Raw genomic sequence first — 23,983 nt, 5'->3', positions numbered from 1 at the left:
ATGGCTTAAAGTATAACTGCTTCAGGCCGGTATTTTGCGCCGGCCTGCTGCCTACGCCAGTTTCATTTTTTAGCACCAGAGTTAGATTTGAATAGCTGACGCGTCTTTAAATGCCGATATTTTAAATGCTTTTGTTTTGCCCTTTACAGTTACATTTTTCTCGTAAGATGCTTTTACAGCAAGCCCTGATCTTTGATATAAATCGGAAGTGACGATCAACTGACACTCTTCTTCTTTGGTCAGCTGTTCCAACCGGCTGGCAACATTAACGCAGTCGCCAATGGCTGTATCGGTGATATTTTCACCATATCCCATAGCGCCAACAACAGATGTGCCTGCGTGGATGCCGATACCAAAATTTAAATCTGAACCAAAATCGCTTGTGGTTTCGTTGCTCAGCTCTTTCAAACCCTCCGCAAGCTTCCCAGCTGCAAGAAGTGCATTTTTGGAATTTTCTTCAACCCCACTGCCATCGGTGAACAAAGCCATGATACCGTCACCAATGAACTTATCAATTCTCCCACCCGATCGCACGATCGCTTCGCCTGCAATCTTGAAATACTGATTGAGCAGATAAACAGTATCATAGGGCAAAAGCTTTTCTGAAATCGCTGTGAAGCCACGTAGGTCGACAAACATGACTACGATCTCTTCTTCTCGTCCGCAGAGCGACTCTCGGTCTTCGGTGGTAAGGCTTTCAACCGGTGCATTGACCAATGGGCGCACTTCTAACGAAGTTGTAGGGCGTAACTGACAGGCCAATCTTACATTATCTTGCAACGAAAGCCTCTCGGCCACGGTGGTCTCAATCCCGTTGCGAGGTGGCAGTGATTCTACATCCGACATCACGCGCACACGGCAGGTCGAGCATCGCCCCCGACCGCCACACATGGAAACATGCCCGATGCGATGCTCGCGGCTAGCCTCTAGAATGGAGGTGCCTTTGGTCACCCTTACTTCTTTGCCGTTGGGATAGGTGATTTTTATTTTGCGAAACGCTTTTCTGACCTGATGAACCACAAAAACAAAGAGAATTACTCCAAGCAAGACATAAAGATAATTCAGCATGAGCATATCGCTCGTTTGCATTAATTCGGCTTCTAGTTCTTTTCCAATATTAGAGTCGGCATAAACTTGTTCCATGATGATCTTGTTGTTCTCAATATCGGTTGCCAATTCCTTACTGGCAGTAAATGCCCCCAGAACGGCTAAAATTGGTAAAAGCCAAGATCCCACTAAAAATGTGTTTTTGTATTTTTGGTAAACGGGATGAAATTTTACCATTGATGTAATGCCAATAATGCCATGCACCCAGACAAAAATCACAAATAAACCCATGAAATATATGCCGCCATCTTCAAGCGTGCCTTCTAAAACAAGTTTATAGTTCGCCTGTGCATCTTTAAATCTTGGCGCGTAGCTGCTGGCGAGCATATGCGGCAACAACGCAAGCGGCAAAATAAAGCTTGTGACCAATTGTATCCAGTCTTTTGCAGACATTTTAAAAGACCGCCGGGTCAGTAAATGTTGAAAGCCTAACAGCGCGTGCACAAGTAATGCAGCGTACAAAATACCAGTCACTATAATGTGTCTATTAAACGCGCTGATGCGTTGCCGAAGACCTTCCATAGCCTCAAGACTAATCAAGCCTGTCGAGTGGTTTACAAGGTGCACGGTCACATACAAAAATATGACAAGCCCGCTATACATCCGCGCACGGCGTATGAGGTTATCTACAGTATTCAACACAAGTCCTTTGAACTATATTTCATGTCAATTAATTACAGTTTAGGGCATGAAATTCAGTGAATACAAGAAATTAAAATCAATTCACTTAGTATAGTAAAAGTTTGTGTTATCTTTTTAAAACTACAAATTTAATAAAAAAATTATTTTTATAAAATAAAAAGTTTTTAAATTTTTATGCGGTGTAAGTTAACTTTTAAATGATCTATTTTTAATGCTCATTGGAAACTGTTCTAAAACAAAACGCGATCGCAGTTTCATGAGCGCACTTCAATTTAGAAGAAAGGAACAAAGGGTATGTCGCAAGCAGACAAAGCCGTAAAGGACATTAGAAAAATAAAATTGCGCATTTTGGCATCCTTTCTTAGGGTAGTGAAAGGCCTCTAAAAATGGCCTAAAATCACAATCATCAATTTGGTTAATCGCACCAATATGATCATACGCTAGCATGACTAAAGTACAAGTGGCTTGGTACATTAGTTAATTTCTAGAGCATCAATAATTAAACACGCTTGAAGTCTTAAAGGGCTACAGCCTAGAATAACAAAGATAAAACCGCAGTCACCCGTTAACGCAATGTCTCTACCGGATATCTAGTGTAAAAGATGATAAATAAGCTAGTACAAATTCTAAGCTTTATTTTCTTAGGCGCAATTTTTGGATTGCTCTGTCTTGTGACTGCTGACCAAATGGGTTTGTTTATTCAAAAGTGGCAACCTGAGTTTGCGCTCATTGATCGTGAAAAGATGCCAATACAGCAAAAAATACAGCAAAAAAACGAAATTGCTGTCAAGATCAGCAACCGCTCAGAATTTTCAAACCCGGCGCCAGTTTTGACATCGCCAAAGGTTTACCGTCGTGTTTGGACAGAGACATACCCTGAAATCGCCAATAAACCTTTGGATCTGACCCAAACGCTTCAAGTGATCTTGGGCGGCTACCCGTTTGATCCTGTGATGTTTGCCGAAAAACTAGACCAACTTGCTGCCAAGTCTCAAATTTGTCCTGAATCTAAATTAAGTGCTTGGACCGAGTGTTTCGGGGTTTATGAGTTTCCCTGGGGGGATAGATATAAAGGCACGTGGAATAGTGATAAAATTAATGGTTTTGGACAGGTTATTAAAAAAAATGGTGATCAGTATATTGGCGATTTTGTGAATAATAAATCTGAGGGCTGCGGCATCTATGTGTTTTCTGATGGTGAAACCGTGTCGGGTTTTTGGAAAGGTGGCGACTTAATCCAAGAACAAAAGCAGTGTCGGCGGTTATGATGTGGCCAGCTTTTTCATAACGGCCACTAGTACAGCCATCGAATTAAGCTCGGAGCTTGCAAGATGAGGTCTTAAGGCGCTTTCAACGGCAGTGGCTTCGCGTTGCTTTTCATTGGGGCGATACCAGCCATAGAATTCTGCTGCGTTATGCTCTTTGTAGACGTTAAAGCAGACGTGGCAATAGGTGGGGTCGATCGTATAGAATTCTTGGTCTATAGGGTTCAAGCTTAAAAGGGGCAGAAATTTATCACGATCAGTCAAGTTCTGCACTTGGTGCATCAGGTAGAAACGATCCGGCGCGAAAAACGAGACTACATTATCGTGTTCTGACTGTTCAAAAAATACTGGCTTTGCACCCGTAATATGGCCCAAAGCAAAACTTGCAATTTGCAGATCGGAAAGACCTTCGGGAAGGTCAAGCAGGGTCAATGGAACCAACATTGTTTACTCGATACGATTTATAGGCCGGCCAAGATATGGGTATAGGATATTCTAACGCATTGTTTTGATCCACCTCTAGTTTTGAATTTTTGTATTTTTGAGATGGCGAAGGTCTGAGAATATAAATTGCGAAAAATTTCCTTGGTAGGTTCATATAATCTCAAAGGTTCTGCATATTTTCTGCACGCCGGTCTGGGAAAACGAAAGAACGCCCTCGAAGCGTTGATGTGGACGGTTTGAACCCACCCTGTTGCCTCTACTGTTCCGCATTCAACTGGCCTGGCGGCTGATAACTCAAAAAAAGCCGTCAGGCCTTTTTCAAAAAATAAAGGAGTAGATTATGAACAAACTAAAGATAGCGGTTTTTGCCACCTTTCTAGCTGGCACAACTCATGCAGGCGTGATGCCAGAGGTAACATCCCAAGCCACCACAATGCCCAAAACCATAGTAGAGGCAACGCCCGAGGCAGCAACAGGGTTGGATCAGCTATTGCAGTTTCTATTTTCCGTGGTGTTTTTGGTCCTGTAGGACCATCTGCTTTTTGTCCAGTTTGACGTTTTGCCACGAAAAACCGCGCCGGAATTTCACTTCCGGCGCGGTTTATTATTCTCAAACAGGCTATGCCTTATTTACGAACCAGTTCTTTCCAGTTGCCATCTTGGATTTGGCTGATCACAACTGGATCAGCGCCCTGATGATCGTCGGCTGAATAGTCCACCTGAACGTCTGAAATTGTATCTTCAAAGCTCAAAGACTCCATGCCCGCTTGAAAGCTTTCTGGGGTGAGATCATGCCCTGCTGCTTCAAGTCCACGAACAAGCGTCTCCGCTGCAGAGCGTCCTAAAAGCGCGCCAGAGCCGGGGAACTCACCGGTTGCGCCCTGATAGGAAGCCACCCATTTGGCCACATCTGGATGGCTCATTCTGGCCACGATGTCAGACCAACCAGCAGCTGCATAGAAGCCTTCGGTCACGCCGCCAGGAACTTTTGCAATAGCTGTGTGGAAAGAGGCAGAAGATCCCACGAATTTTAGATCAGTTAGCCCCATCTTTTTAGCTGTTGCCACGGCTGTGATAGCCTGGCGCACTCCTAGAGCCACGGTGATCACTTCACATCCCTGGCTGGCGAGTTTTGATATTGAGCCAACGAAATCCAACTCATCCGGCTTGTGCTTGGTTTCACCACCAAAGGTAAGGCCGCTGGCTTTTACCGCATCATGTGTTCCTTCGGCAATTTCCAGACCGAAGTCGGATGGAATATACATCGAACAGATTGTTTTAGCGCCAGTCTGTTCCGCCAGATAAGGCACCGCAGCGAGCATTTGGGCGTGATACGATGATGTCCCAGCGTATTTGATGTTTGATGCTGGCTCAATCATTTGACGCGCAGCGGTCAAAGGTGACACATTTGCGATTTTTTTGGCCTCTAAGAGTGGGAACGACGCAATGTTCATCGGGGTTCCAAGGCTCAGGAGCATTGCAAACACTTTGTCTGAATTCACCAGTTTGTTCAGCGCAGACATTGCCTTAGGCATTTGATAGGCGTGATCTTCGACCACCAAACGGATTTGACGGCCGTGCACGCCGCCGGCAGCGTTCACTTCCTCAAAGTATAATTTTGCCGCTTGAACAGCCGGTGCGCCAAAGGCTGCAAAAGGCCCTGACATATCTTGGTTCGAGCCGATTAAAACCTCGGTATCTGTGACACCTTGGGTTTCTGAAATGGCAGTTGTGGCTGTAAGTGCCACGATTGCCATTGATTTAAATAGAGTTTTCATATTTTCTCCTCAGTTGGTTATTATGGACTTTCTTTGGTCTTATTGGAGCACTCATTAATACATCTCGTCAATCAAGGACTGGTATTTTTGCTCTACGAAGCTTCTTTTTAACTTCATTGTTGCTGTTAACTCATCATCCTCTGCCGTTAAAAGTGTATCAATTAGTCGAAAGTTTTTGATTTGCTCAACCCGTGCAAAATTTTTGTTCACCTCGTCGATGATACCTTTGATCAATTCTATTACCGGTTCTGTGCGGCAAAGCGAGGCAAAATCAGAAAAAGGAACGCGGTGATCTTGGGCAAATTTTTCAACGTTTTCTTGATCAATCATAATCAAACAAGACAGGTACTTACGCTTGTCGCCGATCACCACACTATCACTGATATAGGGTGAAAACTTAAGTCGATTTTCGATCTCGGCCGGAGTGATATTTTTACCGCCCTGCGTAATAATAATGTCTTTCATACGGCCGGTGATTGTTAAATATCCTTGGTTGTCCAACCGTCCAATATCGCCCGAGCGCAGCCAGCCATCACTGGTAAAGGTTTCTTTGGTTTTTTCTGGACTTTTCCAATATCCCTTAAAACAATTTGCACCCTTATATTGGATTTCACCCCCGTCACCTATACGGACCTCAGCTCCGGGGACTGCGCGTCCCACGCTGCCTAAACTTTCCGCTTCAGCCAAATTGATCGTCATCACGCCAGCAGTTTCGCTCATCCCGTAGCCTTCATAAATGGGCACACCAATGGCACGAAACCACTGCAAGAGGTCTGGCGAGATAGGCGCAGCGCCGGTGCCGCCTCGACGCAATTTATCCATGCCTAAAAGGCGGCGCAAATTTCGAAGTAACACAAAATCCCAAAACTGATAGGCGAAGGGCACAGGTTTATTGTTTTCCACAGCTTTTAATCGTTTGCGACCGGCTTTAACCGCTTGTTTAAATGCCCATCGTCCAAAAGGCGTCGCATCTTCGGTCATAATTGAGATGCGAGAATACATTTTTTCCCACACCCGCGGAACTGCCGTGAAAACAGTTGGGCTTACTTCTTGAATATTTTCGAAAACTGTTTCTGTGCTCTCGGCAAAATTCACTATTGATCCTGCAAAAACAGGCAGAAACACAGATAAAAGGCGCTCTAGGATATGGCATAATGGTAAGAAGCAAAGCTGTTCATCAGTATCGAAAACCGGCAAGGTATGCGGGCCAATTGACATCGCAAACATGATGTTCGCATTGCTTATCTCAACCCCCTTTGGATCACCTGTGGTGCCTGAGGTGTAAATTAAAAGACCTGTATCCTCGGGTGAGCCTTTGGCAATTTCATCTTCGAATTCAGCTGGGTTTTCCTCTGCTGCTTCTGCGCCCATTTGATAAAGGTTCTCTAATGAGATCACATTATCGTCTTCAAAATCATATAGCCCATCGAGATCAAAAACGATCACTTTGGAAAGTCCCGGCATTTGATCTGCAATTGACAGATACTTGTCCAACTGCTCGTCATTTTCCACAAACAAAAAGCGACTGTCGCTGTCATTCACCAAATAAGCCAGTTGGCGTGCGCTGTCTGTGGTATAAACGCCGCTGGCAATGCCGCCAACGGATTGGATGCCAATATCGGCATATATCCATTCTTTGCTGTCTTCGGCGAGGATCGAAACCACTTCTCCGCGTTTAAGCCCCAGTCTGCGCAAACCAAGGCCAATTTGCTGCGCGCGTTCATAAAACTCTTGCCAACTATGGGATTTCCAAATGCCGTATTCTTTTTCGCGATGCGCCGTCCGTTGGCCCAATTTATGACAGCGTTTAGTCCACAGCTTGCATAAGGTGTCTGCCCCATCAACAAAATGCGGCGTTTGGCTTAAGTCTTTGTTAACCCAAAAGCCGTCAATTTGATGTTGTTCGGGCATTGCATCCGCCATTTGCGCCAACTCCTTCATCACCGCCATGTCTTACTTTGTTTCCAGCGTCGTTGTCCACGTTGTGATGTTTCAGACGATTGTCCCAAATAGAATTCTTGTATGTCTTTGGATGCGGCCAATTTTTCCGCCTCTCCATCCATCACAATGCGCCCAAGCTCCATCACATAGCCATAATGTGCCAGATCAAGCGCCACTTTCGCATTTTGCTCTACCAAAATCATCGTCACGCCCTGTTCTATGTTCAGGCGTTTTACGATGACGAAAATTTCTTTGACCAGCAGAGGGGAAAGACCCAAGCTTGGCTCATCCAGAAGCATTATTTTTGGTCGCGCCATAAGCCCGCGCCCAATCGCGACCATCTGTTGCTGACCCCCCGAAAGTGTTCCGGCCTCTTGCCCGCGCCGATCGCGCAATATGGGAAAGTAATCATAAACAATTTCCAGATCCTGCGCGATGCCTGCGGTGTCGTTGCGGCTATAGGCCCCCATCATCAAGTTGTCCTCGACACTCAGCAGAGGAAAGAGTTCCCGACCTTCCGGCACATGGGTGACACCTTTACGAACCACTTTATCCGGCTCTAATCCCTGAATGAACTCGCCCTCTAAAGCAATTGAGCCTTTTTCCGGATCCATAATCCCAGAAATGGTTTTCAACAGTGTTGTTTTGCCAGCACCATTTGCGCCTAATACAGTTACGATTTGGCCTTTGTGTACCTCTAGGCTCACACCTCTGATAGCCATAATCGGACCATAATAGCTTTCGAGGTTGTCGATTTTTAAAATGGCAGAGCTCATGTCAGAGCGTCCTCTTCTTCACTTCCGAGATAGGCCTTGATGACATCCGGATGATTTTGCACTTCGCTCGGTGTGCCAATTGCTAGGATTTTTCCATCTGCAAGCGCCAGAACGCGATCTGATACAGAGTTGACCAAATGCATGTCATGTTCGACCATGAGCACCGTTATTCCCATCACTTTTTTAATGTCTTCAATCCAGAAAGCCACGTCTTGTGTTTCTTCTGTTGACAGGCCTGATGCCGGTTCATCGAGCAATAAAAGCTTGGGTCCGATGGCCAATGCACGGCCCATTTCGACCACCTTTCGGATGCCGTACGGAAGTCCTGAGATAAATTTATCTCGATAGGGCTGAAGGTCTAAAAAGTCGATAACATGCTCTACGGCAAGACGGTGGCGATGCTCTTCCTTGCGCACTTTGGGCAGGAATAAAATCTCTTCGAGAGTGTTTGTTTTTCTATGCCGTTGGCGGCCGACCAATAGGTTTTGCAGAACGCTGGCTTGCTCAAAAAGTTCGATGTTCTGAAATGTTCGAGCAATACCCAAATGTGGAATTTCATGGCTGGATTTTTTCAAAATACTTTGGCCCTGAAAAAAAATATCGCCTTCCGCCGGATCATAAAACCGGCTGATCATGTTGAAGATCGTCGATTTACCCGCACCGTTAGGTCCGACAAGTGAAAATACCTCGCCTTCCTTGACACTAAAGCTCACGTTATCTACCGCAACCAAGCCACCAAAACGTAGAGTGACGTTTTGCAAGTCTAGCAAATTCATCGCATACGCTCCGTTTTTAAGTAGGATTTCTGGCGGCGGAACATGTCGCGGCGATAGAATGGAAAAAGCTCAAAATAGGCGCGAATTTTCAACCATCGACCATAAAGCCCCATGGGTTCAAAAAGAATTACAAAGATCAGGATCGCCCCAAAGACACCGCTTTCAATACCGGGAATTGTAGTGCTGTTTGAAAAGAACGCATCGCGAGAAAAGCTTATGACACTGGGCAAAAAGGTGACAATAGCGGCGCCGATAAAGGCGCCTTGGATAAAGCCAAGCCCGCCGATGACAATCATCAATAAGAGATAGATTGAAATCACGATATTAAAGGTTTCATTGGTAAACACCAAACTAAAGTGGCCCATGAACGCGCCGGATATCCCGGTGATAGCACAAGACAGCGCAAATGAAATTGTGCGTGTCCGGGCAATATTGACCCCCATAGCTTGGGCTGAGATTTCACTATCTCGGATGGCGACAAAGCTCCGCCCCAGAGGCGCTCGTAAGATATTTTTGTACCCTAAAACAATGAGACACGTGACCCCAAGGATCAGCCAATATAACCCAGATACATTGCCGTACCGGTCAAAATTGATCCCAAATATTTCTATTGAGGGTGCGAATTTACCGCTCACGCCGCCAGTCCATGGCTCAAGGATAACAATCAAATCCTCAGCCAAAACACCAATCGCAATCGTGGCAATGGCCATATAAATACCATGAAGTTTTGTTGTTGGTATTGCAACCAAAACACCCGCCAGCCCCGCAAAAAAACCTGCAAGAGGCAGTGAAAGAATGAAAGGCACCCCGTATTCCTGCAAAATTACATTTGAATAGGCGCCAACAGCCATAAAGGCAGCATGGCCCAAGCTGGCCTGTCCTGAATGGCCAACCAAGAGCATCAACCCCATGCCGGCGATGGCCCAGATAAGCATCAAAGTAAATTCGCCCAGCCAGAATTCATTGATGATAAATGGTAGCGTGATCGCCAGCAGTAAAAGCGCTACGTACCAAAGCGCAGGGACGCGATTACTAAAATAGCGGATATCAGCATCATAAGATGTTTTGAAAATAATGCGCATGGGTTAGACTTTCTTGTTTTGCACTTGGGACAAGATACCATGCGGACGGAAAATCAACACAACGACCAGTATCAAATAGGGCATAATACGTGCGATGTCGCCTTCAATATATCGCGCGGCAAATGGCTCGACGACGCCCACAAGCAAACCTCCTATCAACGCGCCTGGCAAACTGCCAAGCCCTCCAATGACGGCCGCAGCAAAGGCCTTGATGCCCAAAAGTCCAGTAGCGGGATCAATTGATCCTTTTGATGCAAATAAAATTCCTGCAATCGCAGCAATCACCCCAGATAAGGCCCACACAAGTGAATGCATTCTTTTCACTGGAATGCCCATATAAAACGCAGCCATTTGGTTTTGACTGGCGGCTTGCATTGCAATGCCCAGTTTGGTGCGGGCAAAGAAAACATAAAGCAGGCCAGTCAGCACAATAGTGACAATGATCACCATCAACTCGTCCACCCCAAGCGAAAGCCCAGCAAAGCGAATATCAAGCCCGGCAATTGGGCTTTCAAGGCTTTGCGGCTCATATCCCCAAATTGCGCCTGCCACAAAACGTGCAACGAACCCTAGGGCAATAGTGACAATCACCACAGCGATCTGGCTTTGCCCGAACATCTTGCGCAAAACAAGCGCATCAAGGGCATACCCAATCATACCCATAAGCAGCATCGCAATTGGCACTGAGGCCCAAAATGGAAGGCCAATATAGTGGTCGTTGGTCAGGCCAAGAGTGACAAAAGCCCCCAGCATCATCATGTCGCCCTGAGCAAAATTGATCGCTTCAGAGGCTTTGTAAATGAGAACAAAGCCCATTGCGATCAAGCCGTAGACACAGCCATTCGATAGACCGCTTATTAGCAGCTGAAGCATATCCAAAAGTCCACTCCCCCTTTAGCAAAGAGCTGTTTAGAGGGCAGTATTTCCCCCTAGCACCGTGCTTTTTTATCCTTATTGGCTCTTTCGATAGGGTGTTTGTCAAGCTCTGAAGGGGAATAAATTAATCGCTTTAAATATAACGTAACGTCGGATTTTCAAGCGTATTGCCCTCTTTGAGGGCAAGTGGAATTTGAAACACAGTGTTTTCAAGAAATATACTAAAGAGTATAAAATAATACATAAGACTATAAAAAGCTAAAAAAGTGCCGTTAAGGATATGCCAAACAAAGGATTTTTCAAATGAATTCATTTAATGCTTACCAATTTAACAAGCTTCAAGCGCAGCTTGTAGTCCGTCTGCTTGCCCAGAATTTTTTAACAGAGCTCAAGCATGCCGCGAATCCAAGACTTGCTAACCAAAAACGAAGAACTGTAAGTACACCCTCGGACCCGGCTGTGGTGGTCGAGTTGAGCGCTGAAGCAAAAGAGATTCTATTGTATAAAAAGGCGCCTCATATATAGGCGAGATATATAGGCGAGGGTCACTAAATGTCTTAAATCGACCCTAACCAGAGCATGATGCGCCGCCCAAAACACAAAATTTTGCGCAATGCGGGTGGTTCAACCAAACTTTGGCCTCTGCCTCTTCTAAAGTGCTTCCCATCTCAAATTGCCGATCATAGGCCAACAGAGTGCAGGCCACCACACAGGGGGCATCTGCGCCCTTGCGTTTTACCACCATGCGAGACGAGGCGCACATCGGGCTATCGGCTGGTTTACCTAGAATATCCCAGCACGAGGTCGTGATCTCGGGGACTTCAACAGTTTCATCCATTTCTGGAAAAAGAACACATTGCGCAGCATCACTGGCATTAATGTCAAAGCCGTTCTTGGCGAACAGTTGGGCGTATCCCTGTCGGGACTGGGTATCGGTTTCGCCCCAAACCGTGCGACCGGCAACAGTCATCTTAATCCCATTGTCGCGCAGCCAGCTCATGCCCTTTATGGTTTTCAAAAAGCTGCCTTGACCGCGCTCACTATCATGTTTTTCAGCAGACCAATGATCCAACGAAATTCGCAGCGTCAGCTGCTCTGCGAATTTGCTCTGCAAAACGACCAATCCATTTTGCATTGATTTTCGCATCATCGGTTGCATCGCATTTGTCAGGATTAATACCTGATAGCCCCGCGACAACGAAACCCGAGCAAGATCAATCATTTCTGGGTTCATAAAGGGCTCACCGCCAGTAAAGCCTATTTCACGAACGGGCCAGTTGCGATTATTTATCTGATCTAAAAAATTCACAACCTCTTGACTGTTTATATACACCAGACGGTCATTACTGGGAGAGCTGTGAATATAACAATTTGGACAGGTAATATTGCATAATGTGCCAGTATTGAACCAAAGCGTTTCTGGACTGCTCAAAGTGACCGAGGCCCGTGGCGATCCGTCTGCTGTTATCTCACGATGTAGGAATTTTCGTCCCTTTAACTGGACAGGTAGCTGTTTATTCATTCGCTCTCCAATGGTCGTACTACTGTTTTAACGATCCTTTACACCTAAGCAACCGTAAGGTGCGGATTTGACGCATTTGTGAATATATGAGAGCTGTGGACTTTGATGAGTGTGTTCGATAAAGCTGCGTACGTTAGCGCTAACAATATCAGGGTTGATGGCTGTTCAGCATCAGCTAAAGTAACCAACAAATGAGGGCCTAAAAATGGTTTCACGCGTTATTCCGGTCGAACCTTTTGATTTGGTAATCTTTGGCGGAACGGGTGATTTGGCGCGCCGCAAAATTTTGCCGGGTTTGTTTCGCCGCTTTATGGCGGGTCAAATGCCGCAGAATGCGCAAATTATCGGTGCTGCGCGTGCTGATCATGATGCCGATGGGTATCGTGAATTCGCGAGACAGGCACTTTTAGAGTTTGGACCCAAGGATGTTCCAAGCGACGTGACAAACGCTTTTCTAAGTGGCTTGGCCTATGTGGCCATAGACGCCAAAGGGACCAATGGCTGGACGGAATTGGCGGCAAAAATGCGTGCTGGTCACGTGCGGGCATTCTACTTTTCGGTTGCGCCGGCCTTGTTTGGGGATTTGGCCGAACGGTTGCATAGCCATGAAATTGCGCTTCCAGACAGCCGCATAGTTGTGGAAAAGCCCTTCGGCCACGATCTTAAATCGGCCCAACTGCTTAATGCGACACTAGCGCAGCATTTTTCCGAAGATCAAATTTATAGAATTGACCATTATCTTGGCAAAGAAACCGTGCAAAACCTGATGGCGGTGCGCTTTGGCAATATGCTGTTTGAACCCCTTTGGAATGCGCAATATGTCGATCATATTCAAATCACTGTTGCCGAAACTGTTGGGGTCGATGGACGGGGCGGATATTACGACACCTCTGGTGCAATGCGCGATATGGTCCAAAACCATCTGATGCAGCTTCTTTGTTTGATCGCAATGGAACCGCCTGCACAGTTTGATCCAGATGCTGTGCGCGACGAAAAGCTTAAAGTTATCCGCGCACTTGATCCGGTCTCACCGCATCATACGGTGCGTGGGCAATACGGCGCGTCACCAGATCACCCTGATTATCGTGCTCATGTGGAAAATCCGCGATCCCGTACCGAAAGCTATGTGGCTCTCAAAACCCATATAAGCAATTGGAGATGGGCAGGCACCCCATTTTACTTGCGTACTGGAAAGCGGCTGCGGGCGCGCAGCTCAGAAATTGCAGTTGTTTTCAAAGAAACACCCCATTCAATTTTCGGCCCTGAAGCGGGAAACCACCGGAATGCTCTTATTATCCGTTTGCAACCCGATGAAGGTATCACAATGGATGTGACCATCAAAGAGCCGGGCCCGGGCGGCATGCGGCTGATTGATGTGCCGCTTGATATGACCTTTGCCGAGGCGCTTGGCCCCGAAGTGGGTGAGGTGCCAGATGCCTATGAGAGATTGATTATGGATGTGATCCGCGGCAACCAAACTTTGTTTATGCGGGGTGATGAAGTCGAAGCTGCATGGGCTTGGACAGACCCAATCATAGGCCATTGGGACCAAACAAAAGATGTGCCAAAAGCCTATGATGCAGGCGGCTCTGGGCCCGAGGATGCCTTGATGCTCATGCACCGCGATGACAGAAAATGGCGAGAGATTCGCTAATGCAACTCATAGAATATCCAGATCGTGAAAAACTAGCCATGGAGCTGGCATCAAAAATTGCCGGCGATCTAAACGCAGCATTGTTACATCAACCGCGGGCCACATTGGTGGTTCCCGGTGGAACGACGCCTGGGCCTATTTTTGATCTTCTATGTGCTGCTGCGATCAATTGGACTGCGGTTGATATAATGCTGAGCGATGAACGTTGGGTGCCCGAAACCAGTGAGAGGTCTAACACCCGATTATTAAAGCGGCGTCTATTTGTAAATCGAGCGAAAGAGGCAGGTCATATTGCGCTGTATGCACCATTTGATACGCCAGAAGATGGACTTGAAGAAATAACCGCAAGTATCCAGAAAAGCTTACCAATTTCTGTATTTCTATTGGGTATGGGCGCAGATATGCACACGGCCTCGCTGTTTCCCGAAGCAGATCAGCTTGAGCGCGCACTGGCGCCTGATGCGCCGCCTGTTTTGGCAATGCGGGCTCCCGGCGCGCCCGAACCACGGATCACACTGTCAGCGCCCGTCCTGGATGCAGCGCTAGCGAAGCATATTGTTATTTTTGGTGCGGAAAAGCGCGCTGCGATAGAACAGGCACAGCATTTATCTGCATCCGAGGCACCGGTGCGCGCGGTTTTGAATGGCGCACAGGTTCATTGGGCGGCATAATAGCGGCACGATAGGGTGCAGTTTAATAAGGATCAAAATATGTTTGAAACTCTTGTGACGCATTGGGCGGCGCAAAAAGAGAGATCTATTCTGTCGTTGTTTGCTTCAGAAGATCGCGCAAGTGACTTTTCAGTTCGAGCGGATCAGTTGTTCTTTGACTATTCAAAGACAAATTTAGATAAGCCGGCTCGTCAGGCGCTATTAGATTTGGCAAGCGCGCAAGGATTGACCCAGAAACGCGCAGCAATGTTTTCTGGCGCTCTAATCAACGCCACGGAAGGTCGGTCTGTTTTGCATAGTGCTCTTCGCACTTTTGGCTCCGATCCTGTCATTGTAGCCGGTTCTGATGTAATGCCCAATGTGCGTGAAAGCCGTGCGCGGATGACGCATTTTGCCAATGCTGTGCGGGGTGGGGAATATCGTGGGCAGGGGGGCGCCATCACAGACGTGGTTAATATCGGTATTGGGGGATCGGACCTCGGACCGGCAATGGCCTGTTTGGCACTTGCACCGTATCATGATGGACCAAGGTGCCACTTTGTTTCAAATGTCGACGCTGCGCATATTGCCGATACATTACAAGGCCTTGATCCTGAAACAACTTTAGTGATTGTCGCGTCAAAAACATTTACCACAATTGAAACCATGACCAACGCGCGTACTGCTTTGGACTGGATGTCAAGAAAGGTCGCTAAACCTGCAGAGCAATTTGCCGCATTATCAAGTGCTGCAGACAAAACAACCGAATTCGGCATAGCAGAAGAGCGTGTGTTTGGCTTTGCTGATTGGGTTGGGGGCCGTTATTCTATGTGGGGACCTATTGGCCTAAGTTTGATGATTGCTATTGGGCCTGAAAACTTTACTGCCTTCTTGCAGGGCGCCGAAGCAATGGACCAACATTTTCAAACTGCACCAATGGTCGAAAACATGCCGGTGATGCTTGCATTGGTGGGGCTGTGGCATCATCAGGTGTGCGGATATTCTAGTCGGGCGGTGTTGCCTTACGATCAGCGGTTGGCGCGGTTGCCGGCGTATTTGCAGCAGCTTGAGATGGAAAGTAACGGAAAGTCTGTGGCGATGGATGGCACGGATCTGGGCTATCCTGCCGGTCCTATTGTCTGGGGTGAACCGGGCACCAACGGCCAGCACGCTTTTTACCAGCTTATTCATCAAGGTACACAGGTCGTGCCCTGTGAATTTATGCTGGCCGCCAAAGGCCATGAGCCGGATATGGACCAGCATCACCAGCTTTTGTCTGCCAACTGTTTGGCCCAATCACAAGCACTGATGTGTGGCCGCTCTTTGGATGAAGCCCGTGCGATGATGCGAGAAAAAGGGTTTGAAGGCAATGAGTTAGAGCGACAAGCTAAACACCGTGTGTTTGCTGGAAACCGGCCCTCAACAACTTTGCTATACCCGAAGCTTACGCCAAAAGTACTGGGCCAGATTATCGCGCTTTATGAGCATAGGGTTTTTGTTGAGGGTGCGATTTTGGGGATCAATAGCTTTGACCAATGGGGCGTTGAGCTTGGTAAAGAGCTTGCTACATCGCTTGGTCCTATCGTTGCCGGAACGCAATCTGCAGCCGGTCTTGATGGCTCGACGCGGCAATTGATAGACTATTTACACCTCTCAAAAACCTAAGCTGGCGCGGCCCATTTTGCATCAAATTCGGGCATCAGTATCACGTCGGTATTGCGTCAGTATCACGTTGGCGGCAGTTTAGTCGCTTTTTGGAGTCCATTTCTGGTCAAAGGCTTCAATCGCCTTGATCCGATCCTCCACCTTTGGATGGCTGAGAAGCCAAGCGGGCGCGCTTCCCATTTGACCAGTAAGCGCTTCAAGCTTGCGAAATAGTGATTTTTGCGGGTCGGTGCCGATACCGGTTTTGGTGAGCAGGGCAGAGGCATATTCATCGGCTTCATACTCATCGCTGCGTGACAGCCTCGCCATGAGCAAATTTGCGATCATATTGCCGATCCAGCCACCAATCCCGGGAATGATACGCCCAAGCACCATGCCAAGGGCAACACGGACAGCGTTTTGACCCGAAAAATCAATCATGCGCCGCCGCGAATGGCCTAAAGCCACGTGACCCAGCTCATGCGCGATCACCGAGCCAAGCTCATCACCTGAGACCTCACCATTTTGGTATTTCTTATAAAAACCGCGGGTAATAAAAATACGCCCATCTGGCGCGGCAAGCCCGTTCACCGGCTCAATTTCATAGATATAAACCGCGATTTTTTCGATATCCAGTGCCTGCGCCATACGCTTGATCAGCGGCAGAAGCTTCGGATCCATCAACTCAACGGATTGGCTGTTCAGCGTTCTGCTCAACCGGTAAGCAGAAAACCGATACATCACCAGCCCGTAAATTAGAGCCAATAGAATTGGGGCAAAACTTAGCATTATTAAGATATGGTAAAGAGCGGCGCGAAAGACAAGGTTTAGCGCACCAACTCTTTCATCCCGTTCTGAAGCCCCGCCAAGGTCATCGGGACCATACGGTCTTCAAAAATCTCACGGATCATGGAAATGGAATGGGTATAGCCCCAATGGCGTTCGGGCAGGGGATTGATCCAGATATTGGATGTCCATTGGTCGCGCGCGCGCTCAAGCCAAACCTGACCTGCTTCGGGGTTCCAATGCTCATTTGCGCCGCCCGGATAGGCAATTTCATAGGGCGACATACTGGCGTCCCCGACAAAGATACATTTGTAATCCGGCCCGTAGGTGCGAAATACTTCTTCGGTTGGCGTTTGATCGTTCCAGCGTCGATGATTGTCGCGCCAAACGCCTTCATACAGGCAATTGTGAAAATAATAATATTCAAGATGTTTAAACTCGCTGCGCGCTGCGGAAAACAGCTCTTCGACCACACGAATATAGGGATCCATTGATCCGCCAACATCCAAAAACAACAGCACTTTGACGGCATTGCGGCGCTCGGGGCGGGTTTGCACATCAAGATAGCCGTTTTCAGCGGTCGAGCGGATGGTGCTGTCAATATCCAGCTCATCCTCGGCGCCGTCACGGGCCCACCTACGCAGGCGCTTCAGCGCCACTTTGATATTGCGGGTGCCAAGCTCAACCGTGTCATCAAGGTTTTTAAACTCTCGCTTGTCCCACACCTTGACCGCCCGTTTGTTGCGGCTTTCGTTTTGCCCGATGCGCACGCCTTCAGGGTTATAGCCATAGGCACCAAATGGCGATGTACCGGCCGTACCGATCCATTTGCTGCCGCCCTGATGGCGCTTTTCCTGTTCTTTGAGCCGCTCTTTGAGCGTTTCCATCAGTTTTTCAAAACCGCCAAGCGATTTAATTTCGGCCTGCTCTTCGGCGCTCAGATGCTTTTCCGCCAGTTTTTGCAGCCACTCCGCCGGAATATCGACCGCGTTCAGAACCTCGGCTGCGGATATTTTTTCCAACCCCTTGAAAGTGGCGGCAAAGGCGCGATCAAATTTATCAAGGTTGCGTTCGTCTTTAACCATTGTTGCGCGGGCGAGAAAATAAAAAGCATCAATATCATAGGTCGAAAGACCGGCCTGCATTGCTTCAAGAAAGCTTAGAAATTCACGCATTGAAACCGGAACACCAGTTTTTCGCAAGCTATCAAAAAACGGCAAAAACATTGGCTATATCAACACCCGTTCAACAAAAATTGTTAGCATCAGCCCAAGGATTGTAAAGAGAATGCCATAGGCGGCGGCATATTGTGCGATATCGGCTGCGCGGCCCTTACGCCGTTTTGCCGTCACACCGCCGATTGTTGCCCCGATTAAGCCAAAAAGTAAGTACATTTTGTCATCCGCCGTCTAGCAAACGCGCGCTCAGCTCACTGATGTTGCGTTGCTTCATTTTCCAAGCCTGTTCTGAGCCAAACCCGTACCCTGCCCAGCGCAAACTGTCCAGTCGAACGCTACGTGCTTCATCTCTGCGCCCAAGGTTTTCTAGAGCTTTGGCTTTTAACAACAAAAGTGTGGCAAGCAGCGTTGCATTTTCATGCGCACGCGCGATCACAATATTTGGCACTACCATATCAAGAGCATTTTGCGGATGGTTATCCATAAGCGCGTAAGAGGCAAGATGTGACGCCACATAGGCCCGATGTAATCGAGATTCTGGATTGCGTTGAAATATTTCCATAGCAGCTTCAAAATAAGATCTGGCCAGTTTGATATCTTGCGACTGGGTTGTCAAAGCCAGCGAAAAGAAACTTAGACCTAGGCGGTGGTCTTGCCACCCATTGGTCTGCGCGATTGATACAGATTGACGGGCAGCTTTGCTGCGCCTGTTAAGGGATATATCGGGGCTAAACGAGGTTTGTATCAAATTGATCCAGTCCCTCGGCGTGGTTTTGAAATAGCTAGGGCGGATCGCGGTTCCGCGTGGATTAATTTTTTTCAAGATTGCGGGCAATCGCGCCTGTACTTGAGTACGGCTCATGCCGCTCTTGAGGCTAGGAGCATAGGTTATTTTTAATATTAGCATGTCAAAACTGGTCAAAACCGTATGCACATTATCATCGTTAAACACAGAGTTGGGCAAGCGGTAAAGGTCGTTCAGGGGGCCAAGCGCCTGCGCAAACTCTTCATGCAAGCAGTCGCGCACCTCTTGCGGCGTGGCATCAGAGGGAAGAAAAATTGCAACCTTAAGGCGCTTGGTTTGGTGTGACCAGCTTGTGGCCTTGCTGTTTCGTCTAAGCTTAAACTCGCTCAGCGAGCTGACATTTGGAACAACAAAACAGGCCGCGTTTGGCAAGGCTTTGCGAAGCTGCGCCCGTGAAACCGATTGAATAGTGATATTTGCGGTCTTTGATTTCGTCAAAAATATTTCCAAACCGGCCTCGCGGCTCAATCGGTCTATCAGCCGGTTCAAATCAGCAGGGAGTGATTCGGCGGCAGGTTCCGAAAGCCGAACCGAAATTGGTCCTTCGAACCTCGTAAACATAGGCAGAGCACGCCCACTTTCTAAAGAAAAGGACAGATCCAAGAAATCGCGTGCCAGATCAACGTTGGAATTTAGCAAAATTGGCACATTCGATGCGGGAAACGGATTTTGAAATAAACCAGTTTGCCAGCGGGTGTCTGTCCGGCTCACAATTTCATCCTGCGGCATCGGCATGCAGCCGCAAAGCAAGAGAAGAACGAAAGAAAGACAGCGGTTCATTTGCTTTTAAACCTAGATGAGTTTCGCAATATAGGACTGCACCCATGATAGGAGTAAGCAGCAAAAAGCAAAGGTAAAAATCTAAGGATTTCCAATGTGTTCAGGCAAAGAGCATAAATCATTCGAATCGTTTAAAAATTTTTTGGGGCCAAAATGTGACCCCGTTAGGGTTAACTCTGGCTTATTTGCGACTGCAGTACGTCACCGCTCGCCGCGGGCCATAAAGGCCAGCCGTTCAAACAAATGCACATCTTGTTCATTTTTCAGTAACGCGCCGTGCAATTTGGGCAGCGCATTTGCTCCGTCACGTTTTAGATCATCGGCAGTAAGGTCCTCGGCCAACAAAAGCTTGAGCCAATCGAGAACCTCTGAGGTTGATGGCTTTTTCTTAAGACCGGGTTGTTCGCGCAGCTCAAAAAACTGCGTCAGCGCGGTGGTCAAAAGCCCCTCTTTAATTCCCGGATGGTGGACAGTGACAATCTGCTTCAAAGTATCGACATCGGGAAAACGGATATAATGAAAGAAACAGCGCCGCAAAAATGCGTCTGGCAATTCTTTTTCATTGTTCGAGGTAATGATCACAATCGGCCGGTGCTTTGCCGCAACGGTTTGACCGGTTTCATAGACATAGAACTCCATTTTATCGAGTTCCTGCAATAGATCATTGGGAAATTCGATGTCCGCTTTGTCGATTTCATCAATCAAAAGCACAACTTTTTCGTCGGCGTCAAAAGCTTGCCATAATTTGCCTTTGCGGATGTAGTTGGACACATCATGCACTTTTTGCTCACCCAGTTGACTGTCGCGCAAGCGGCTAACGGCATCATATTCATAAAGGCCTTGTTGGGCTTTGGTGGTGGATTTGACATTCCATTCGATCATCTTCAAACCCAGTCCTGCAGCCACCTGTTTGGCAAGTTCGGTTTTTCCGGTACCCGGCTCGCCCTTAATGAGGAGTGGCCGCTCAAGCGTCACCGCCGCATTCACTGCAATGGTGAGGTCGTCGGTTGCGATATAGTCTTTGGTTCCGGTAAATTTCATAGTTAACCCTACTGTATTCTTGATATGGTCCGCAGCCGTGTGGCCTGCGCGCGAACCCTAGACGGAAACTTATTTTGCTGCAATGCGTTGCTATTGACTAGTGACAATGACGTTGTGTTGCGTTAGGTGCGGTGCAGAATATCGCTTTTAAATCAGAAGGAGCGAGCATGTCCCATGCTGACTTGCATGAAGGAGAGGAAATGAATCAAGAGGCCTTTCTTCCGAAGGATTATACTCCTGCAGAAGACGAACCCTTTATGAATGACCGTCAACTTGAGTATTTTCGCCAAAAGTTACTGGCTTGGAAAAACGATTTGCTCAGTGATAGTAAGGAAACCATTGAGGGCCTGCAGGACGGCACCCGCAACATTCCCGATATTGCGGATCGCGCCAGTGAAGAAACTGACCGCGCCCTTGAACTTCGTACCCGCGACCGGCAACGCAAGCTGGTCACCAAAATTGATGCTGCATTGCGCCGAATCGATGAAGGTGAATTTGGCTATTGCGAGGTGACTGGCGATCCTATCTCTCTCAAGCGACTGGACGCCCGGCCCATTGCCACCATGAGCTTAGAGGCGCAAGAACGACATGAACGGCGCGAAAAAGTTCACCGCGACGAATAAGCAAATACCGAAAGCCGAAGCACTGCTTCGGTTTTTTGTTTTTGGTGCCCTATGATCCACGGCCAGAAAATAGCAGTTATTGGCGCCGGTATCGGCGGTTTGGCCACGGCGCTTGCGCTGCGCCTTCGCGGCGCTGACGTGCTGGTGTTTGAGCAAGCTGATGCGCTCAGCGAAGTGGGCGCGGGTTTGCAAGTTTCGCCCAATGGGTTCGCTGTGCTTTACGCGCTTGGTGTTGCGCCGCAATTGCGTGCATTAGGCCTGCGGGCAAAAGCGGTTGATTTATGTGATTACCGTCGGGGCCGCTTGGTCTGCCGATTAGACTTAGAGCGCTATGTTTCCGATCTTGAATATACCTTTGTCCATCGTGCAGATTTGGTGCAGCTCTTGTATGACGCCTGCCGTGCCAAAGGGGTCGAGTTCGAATTTTCGCAAACTGTTGTCGATCTTGGGATCCCTGATGCGCCGCATATCAACACCCAAAGCGGCTTGTCCTACACAGCGGATTTTGTGGTGGGGGCCGATGGGGTCAAATCCCTGATGCGCCCTGCGCTTGGCAATGACACTTTGCCCCGGTTCTCTGGTCAGGTCGCCTGGCGGGCCATTGTACCAAATACCTGCGATCATCCTGATCATGCCGTTGTGCATATGGCCCCAAGGCGGCATATGGTCAGCTATCCGCTGCGCGGCCGCTCTGATGTCAACCTTGTGATGGTTCAAGAGCGGTCTCAATGGACAGAAGAGGGCTGGGCACAGCGTGACGAACCCTGCAACGTACAGGCGGCATTTTCCGATTTTGGTGGAATGGCAAAATCGCTGCTAGGCGGGCTGGACACAGTTCATCTTTGGGGGCTGTTTTTACATCCTGTAGCCACTTGCTGGGGGCAGGGCCAAATGGCGCTGGTGGGGGATGCTGCGCATCCGATGCTTCCGTTTTTGGCCCAAGGGGCAAATATGGCACTGGAAGATGCCTGGGTTCTTGCCAACAGCCTTGATGGACAAGCGCCGATGCAACAGCGTTTGAACGGCTATCAAGCTCGGCGCAAAGCCCGCGTTGAAAGAACTATGCATGCTGCGTCTGGCAATGCGTGGAAATATCACCTGAGCGCGCCGCCTCTGCGGTGGGCTGCACATTCATCCATGCGGTTCATAGCAGCGGCCGCACCGCGGCAGTTAATTGGTCAGTTTGACTGGCTTTACCGCCATGATGTCACAGCGCAGCAATCCTAAAGATCAAGCTTAACCCAAATCGGAACATGATCTGAGGGCTTTTCGCGAGCGCGGATTTGATGATCAATCTGGCAGTCCTGCAGTAAATCGGCACAGGACGGCGTTAATAGAAAATGATCAATGCGAATCCCGTCGTTGCGGTTCCATGCGCCGGCTTGATAATCCCAAAAGCTGTAATGACCGGCGCCGTGATGGCGCGCGCGAAACGCATCTGTGAAGCCTAGATTTACAATTTTGCGAAATTTATCGCGGCTTTGGGGTAAAAACAGCGCATCTTTTGTCCATGCGTCGGGTCGCGCCGCATCTTCGGATTGTGGGATGATATTATAGTCACCTGCCATTAGGGCCGGCATCGGGTCTTGGATCAACTCTTGCGCGCGGCGGTAAAGCCGGTCCATCCAGGCCAGCTTATAGTCGTATTTTGGTCCCGGTACCGGATTGCCATTGGGCAGATAGAGCCCGCAAATACGAAGCGCTTGCTGTCCAACAACAGTGGCTTCAATCCATCTTGCTTGCTCGTCTTCTGGATCGCCAGGAAGGCCTGTTGTGATATCCTCAAGCGGCAGCTTTGATAATATAGCGACACCGTTAAAGGATTTTTGGCCATGGGTGGCCACATTATACCCGCGGTCTTCGAACAGCTCGGAGGGAAAGCCCTCGTCGACAGATTTAATTTCCTGCAGCAGGGCAACATCGGGGGCAGCTTCGTCCAACCAGTCGCATAGCGCATTGGCGCGGGCTTTGATCCCATTGACGTTAAAGCTCGCTATTTTCATGAAAAGACCCTTTGGCAGCGGTTGATTTCTATCTATCGCCGAAGCGCTTCTGGATGCAAGTGTTGCTTGCGAAAATCCTAACTTATGCCAAATTTATCAACCTTATTTTGAAAAACGGTCAGTTCCATATTTTTTAAAACGCATGAATACATAGGGTTAGGGTGAGAGGACATCAGGTTTAGATTTAGGCAAAGAAATCCCTTGAAATACAACCTAGAGTTGTGTAAGGTGAATTTATTAGATAGGAGAAAATCATGTATAGCCATTCAACCCAAATCCAAACCGAAGAATTTTTTCAAGAAAATGAAAGCCTTTTCACCGGGGATAACGTCGACTTGTTTGTGTCTGCGTCTTCACCATCAACGAACGCGAATTGCCTTCTGGGCGATGAGGTTGGTCTTTTTGTTTCAGCCTCTACCCCGAGCACGGGGACAGACTGCCAAGCCGGCGATCGTGTCGAGCTATTTGTTTCAGCCTCTTCGCCCGAAACTGGCGTGAGCTGCACATCAGGGGATAATGTCGCGCTGTTTGTATCAGCCTCATAAATTCTCTCGCATGCCCTTGGCGACTATCTCCCAGTTCTTGGGGCGTGCATAAAATCTCTGCTGAG

The 23,983-nt window shown here is 48.1% G+C and carries 24 protein-coding genes; 9 read left to right on the top strand and 15 right to left on the bottom strand.

Annotated elements, in window-relative coordinates:
- Window positions 1-81 precede the first annotated feature (81 nt).
- On the bottom strand, window positions 82-1,746 hold the full coding sequence (locus GN278_10090) for a 2Fe-2S iron-sulfur cluster binding domain-containing protein (GenBank protein XAT61058.1): 1,665 nt from the start codon (window positions 1,744-1,746) through the stop codon (window positions 82-84).
- Between the two features lie 605 nt (window positions 1,747-2,351).
- On the opposite strand from GN278_10090, the gene GN278_10085 reads away from it, so the two are divergent.
- Entirely contained in the window at window positions 2,352-3,017 is a 666-nt protein-coding gene (locus tag GN278_10085) for a hypothetical protein (protein ID XAT61057.1), read from the top strand.
- Here the strand turns inward: GN278_10085 and GN278_10080 are convergent.
- On the bottom strand, window positions 3,012-3,458 hold the full coding sequence (locus GN278_10080; protein XAT61056.1) for a hypothetical protein: 447 nt from the start codon (window positions 3,456-3,458) through the stop codon (window positions 3,012-3,014). The two genes, GN278_10085 and GN278_10080, sit on opposite strands and share 6 nt — an antisense overlap.
- 340 nt (window positions 3,459-3,798) lie before the next feature.
- On the opposite strand from GN278_10080, the gene GN278_10075 reads away from it, so the two are divergent.
- A complete protein-coding gene (locus GN278_10075) occupies window positions 3,799-3,987 on the top strand; it encodes a hypothetical protein (protein XAT61055.1) in 189 nt (62 codons plus the stop codon).
- 97 nt (window positions 3,988-4,084) lie between these two features.
- Here the strand turns inward: GN278_10075 and GN278_10070 are convergent, their stop codons facing one another.
- From GN278_10070 to GN278_10045, 6 genes are read right to left on the bottom strand one after another with little or no spacing between them, the layout of a single operon-like run.
- Window positions 4,085-5,236, bottom strand: a complete 1,152-nt coding sequence (locus GN278_10070) for an ABC transporter substrate-binding protein (protein XAT61054.1) — start codon at window positions 5,234-5,236, stop codon at window positions 4,085-4,087.
- A 54-nt stretch (window positions 5,237-5,290) separates the two neighbouring features.
- Complete coding sequence (locus tag GN278_10065; protein ID XAT62625.1) at window positions 5,291-7,159, bottom strand: AMP-binding protein; 1,869 nt, start codon at window positions 7,157-7,159, stop codon at window positions 5,291-5,293.
- Between the two features lie 17 nt (window positions 7,160-7,176).
- Window positions 7,177-7,953: an ATP-binding cassette domain-containing protein gene (locus tag GN278_10060; protein XAT61053.1), complete on the bottom strand. Its 777-nt coding sequence runs from the start codon at window positions 7,951-7,953 to the stop codon at window positions 7,177-7,179.
- A complete protein-coding gene (locus GN278_10055) occupies window positions 7,950-8,729 on the bottom strand; it encodes an ATP-binding cassette domain-containing protein (GenBank protein XAT61052.1) in 780 nt (259 codons plus the stop codon). Before GN278_10055 ends, GN278_10060 begins: the two co-directional genes overlap by 4 nt.
- A complete protein-coding gene (locus tag GN278_10050) occupies window positions 8,726-9,811 on the bottom strand; it encodes a branched-chain amino acid ABC transporter permease (protein ID XAT61051.1) in 1,086 nt (361 codons plus the stop codon). The genes GN278_10055 and GN278_10050 overlap by 4 nt, the downstream gene beginning before the upstream one ends.
- Before the next feature lie 3 nt (window positions 9,812-9,814).
- Window positions 9,815-10,690: a branched-chain amino acid ABC transporter permease gene (locus tag GN278_10045; protein ID XAT61050.1), complete on the bottom strand. Its 876-nt coding sequence runs from the start codon at window positions 10,688-10,690 to the stop codon at window positions 9,815-9,817.
- 300 nt (window positions 10,691-10,990) lie between these two features.
- Here GN278_10045 and GN278_10040 point away from each other — a divergent pair, with 300 nt between their 5' ends.
- A complete protein-coding gene (locus GN278_10040) occupies window positions 10,991-11,212 on the top strand; it encodes a hypothetical protein (GenBank protein ID XAT61049.1) in 222 nt (73 codons plus the stop codon).
- 43 nt (window positions 11,213-11,255) lie between these two features.
- Here the strand turns inward: GN278_10040 and GN278_10035 are convergent, their stop codons facing one another.
- The gene (locus GN278_10035; protein ID XAT61048.1) at window positions 11,256-12,209 is read right to left on the bottom strand and encodes a radical SAM protein; all 954 of its coding nucleotides are present in this window, start codon (window positions 12,207-12,209) and stop codon (window positions 11,256-11,258) included.
- 205 nt (window positions 12,210-12,414) lie between these two features.
- Between GN278_10035 and zwf the strand changes: the two genes are divergently transcribed.
- From zwf to GN278_10020, 3 genes are read left to right on the top strand one after another with little or no spacing between them, the layout of a single operon-like run.
- Window positions 12,415-13,863 (top strand): glucose-6-phosphate dehydrogenase, encoded by a 1,449-nt coding sequence (zwf, locus tag GN278_10030; GenBank protein XAT61047.1) that lies wholly within the window; start codon window positions 12,415-12,417, stop codon window positions 13,861-13,863.
- Window positions 13,863-14,534, top strand: coding sequence for a 6-phosphogluconolactonase (gene pgl, locus GN278_10025; GenBank protein XAT61046.1), 672 nt, complete (start codon window positions 13,863-13,865; stop codon window positions 14,532-14,534). Before zwf ends, pgl begins: the two co-directional genes overlap by 1 nt.
- Window positions 14,535-14,573: 39 nt before the next feature.
- Window positions 14,574-16,178, top strand: coding sequence for a glucose-6-phosphate isomerase (locus GN278_10020; protein ID XAT61045.1), 1,605 nt, complete (start codon window positions 14,574-14,576; stop codon window positions 16,176-16,178).
- 78 nt (window positions 16,179-16,256) lie between these two features.
- On the opposite strand, the gene GN278_10015 is transcribed toward GN278_10020, so the two are convergent.
- The 5 genes from GN278_10015 to GN278_09995 form a co-directional block, all read right to left on the bottom strand.
- Window positions 16,257-16,946, bottom strand: coding sequence for a M48 family metalloprotease (locus GN278_10015; protein ID XAT61044.1), 690 nt, complete (start codon window positions 16,944-16,946; stop codon window positions 16,257-16,259).
- 38 nt (window positions 16,947-16,984) lie between these two features.
- Window positions 16,985-18,169 (bottom strand): VWA domain-containing protein, encoded by a 1,185-nt coding sequence (locus GN278_10010; protein XAT61043.1) that lies wholly within the window; start codon window positions 18,167-18,169, stop codon window positions 16,985-16,987.
- A gap of 3 nt (window positions 18,170-18,172) precedes the next feature.
- Entirely contained in the window at window positions 18,173-18,337 is a 165-nt protein-coding gene (locus GN278_10005) for an apolipoprotein acyltransferase (protein XAT61042.1), read from the bottom strand.
- Between the two features lie 4 nt (window positions 18,338-18,341).
- Window positions 18,342-19,706, bottom strand: a complete 1,365-nt coding sequence (locus GN278_10000) for a DUF2927 domain-containing protein (GenBank protein ID XAT61041.1) — start codon at window positions 19,704-19,706, stop codon at window positions 18,342-18,344.
- A gap of 201 nt (window positions 19,707-19,907) precedes the next feature.
- Window positions 19,908-20,747, bottom strand: coding sequence for an AAA family ATPase (locus tag GN278_09995; GenBank protein ID XAT61040.1), 840 nt, complete (start codon window positions 20,745-20,747; stop codon window positions 19,908-19,910).
- A 200-nt stretch (window positions 20,748-20,947) separates the two neighbouring features.
- On the opposite strand from GN278_09995, the gene dksA reads away from it, so the two are divergent.
- Both dksA and GN278_09985 read left to right on the top strand, forming a co-directional pair.
- On the top strand, window positions 20,948-21,370 hold the full coding sequence (gene dksA / locus GN278_09990) for an RNA polymerase-binding protein DksA (GenBank protein ID XAT62624.1): 423 nt from the start codon (window positions 20,948-20,950) through the stop codon (window positions 21,368-21,370).
- A 51-nt stretch (window positions 21,371-21,421) separates the two neighbouring features.
- On the top strand, window positions 21,422-22,597 hold the full coding sequence (locus GN278_09985) for an NAD(P)-binding protein (GenBank protein ID XAT61039.1): 1,176 nt from the start codon (window positions 21,422-21,424) through the stop codon (window positions 22,595-22,597).
- Here the strand turns inward: GN278_09985 and xth are convergent.
- A complete protein-coding gene (gene xth / locus GN278_09980; protein ID XAT61038.1) occupies window positions 22,594-23,373 on the bottom strand; it encodes an exodeoxyribonuclease III in 780 nt (259 codons plus the stop codon). The genes GN278_09985 and xth overlap by 4 nt on opposite strands.
- A 254-nt stretch (window positions 23,374-23,627) precedes the next feature.
- Here xth and GN278_09975 point away from each other — a divergent pair, with 254 nt between their 5' ends.
- Window positions 23,628-23,918: a hypothetical protein gene (locus GN278_09975; GenBank protein ID XAT61037.1), complete on the top strand. Its 291-nt coding sequence runs from the start codon at window positions 23,628-23,630 to the stop codon at window positions 23,916-23,918.
- Window positions 23,919-23,983: the final 65 nt, after the last annotated feature.

The sequence above is a fragment of the Rhodobacteraceae bacterium Araon29 genome (assembly GCA_039640505.1).
GTDB lineage: Bacteria > Pseudomonadota > Alphaproteobacteria > Rhodobacterales > Rhodobacteraceae > CABZJG01.
Note: the sequence above shows the minus strand (reverse complement) of the source record. Positions and strands in the feature narration are given on the sequence as shown.

Excerpts from the sequence above, each read along its gene's own strand:
- GN278_10085 (XAT61057.1), top strand. The coding sequence starts at position 2,352 with ATGATAAATAAGCTAGTACAAATTCTAAGCTTTATTTTCTTAGGCGCA.
- GN278_10080 (XAT61056.1), bottom strand. The coding sequence starts at position 3,458 with ATGTTGGTTCCATTGACCCTGCTTGACCTTCCCGAAGGTCTTTCCGAT.
- GN278_10075 (XAT61055.1), top strand. The coding sequence starts at position 3,799 with ATGAACAAACTAAAGATAGCGGTTTTTGCCACCTTTCTAGCTGGCACA.
- GN278_10070 (XAT61054.1), bottom strand. The coding sequence starts at position 5,236 with ATGAAAACTCTATTTAAATCAATGGCAATCGTGGCACTTACAGCCACA.
- GN278_10065 (XAT62625.1), bottom strand. The coding sequence starts at position 7,159 with ATGGCGGATGCAATGCCCGAACAACATCAAATTGACGGCTTTTGGGTT.
- GN278_10060 (XAT61053.1), bottom strand. The coding sequence starts at position 7,953 with ATGAGCTCTGCCATTTTAAAAATCGACAACCTCGAAAGCTATTATGGT.
- GN278_10055 (XAT61052.1), bottom strand. The coding sequence starts at position 8,729 with ATGAATTTGCTAGACTTGCAAAACGTCACTCTACGTTTTGGTGGCTTG.
- GN278_10050 (XAT61051.1), bottom strand. The coding sequence starts at position 9,811 with ATGCGCATTATTTTCAAAACATCTTATGATGCTGATATCCGCTATTTT.
- GN278_10040 (XAT61049.1), top strand. The coding sequence starts at position 10,991 with ATGAATTCATTTAATGCTTACCAATTTAACAAGCTTCAAGCGCAGCTT.
- GN278_10035 (XAT61048.1), bottom strand. The coding sequence starts at position 12,209 with ATGAATAAACAGCTACCTGTCCAGTTAAAGGGACGAAAATTCCTACAT.
- zwf (XAT61047.1), top strand. The coding sequence starts at position 12,415 with ATGGTTTCACGCGTTATTCCGGTCGAACCTTTTGATTTGGTAATCTTT.
- pgl (XAT61046.1), top strand. The coding sequence starts at position 13,863 with ATGCAACTCATAGAATATCCAGATCGTGAAAAACTAGCCATGGAGCTG.
- GN278_10020 (XAT61045.1), top strand. The coding sequence starts at position 14,574 with ATGTTTGAAACTCTTGTGACGCATTGGGCGGCGCAAAAAGAGAGATCT.
- GN278_10015 (XAT61044.1), bottom strand. The coding sequence starts at position 16,946 with ATGCTAAGTTTTGCCCCAATTCTATTGGCTCTAATTTACGGGCTGGTG.
- GN278_10010 (XAT61043.1), bottom strand. The coding sequence starts at position 18,169 with ATGTTTTTGCCGTTTTTTGATAGCTTGCGAAAAACTGGTGTTCCGGTT.
- GN278_10005 (XAT61042.1), bottom strand. The coding sequence starts at position 18,337 with ATGTACTTACTTTTTGGCTTAATCGGGGCAACAATCGGCGGTGTGACG.
- GN278_10000 (XAT61041.1), bottom strand. The coding sequence starts at position 19,706 with ATGAACCGCTGTCTTTCTTTCGTTCTTCTCTTGCTTTGCGGCTGCATG.
- GN278_09995 (XAT61040.1), bottom strand. The coding sequence starts at position 20,747 with ATGAAATTTACCGGAACCAAAGACTATATCGCAACCGACGACCTCACC.
- dksA (XAT62624.1), top strand. The coding sequence starts at position 20,948 with ATGAATCAAGAGGCCTTTCTTCCGAAGGATTATACTCCTGCAGAAGAC.
- GN278_09985 (XAT61039.1), top strand. The coding sequence starts at position 21,422 with ATGATCCACGGCCAGAAAATAGCAGTTATTGGCGCCGGTATCGGCGGT.
- xth (XAT61038.1), bottom strand. The coding sequence starts at position 23,373 with ATGAAAATAGCGAGCTTTAACGTCAATGGGATCAAAGCCCGCGCCAAT.
- GN278_09975 (XAT61037.1), top strand. The coding sequence starts at position 23,628 with ATGTATAGCCATTCAACCCAAATCCAAACCGAAGAATTTTTTCAAGAA.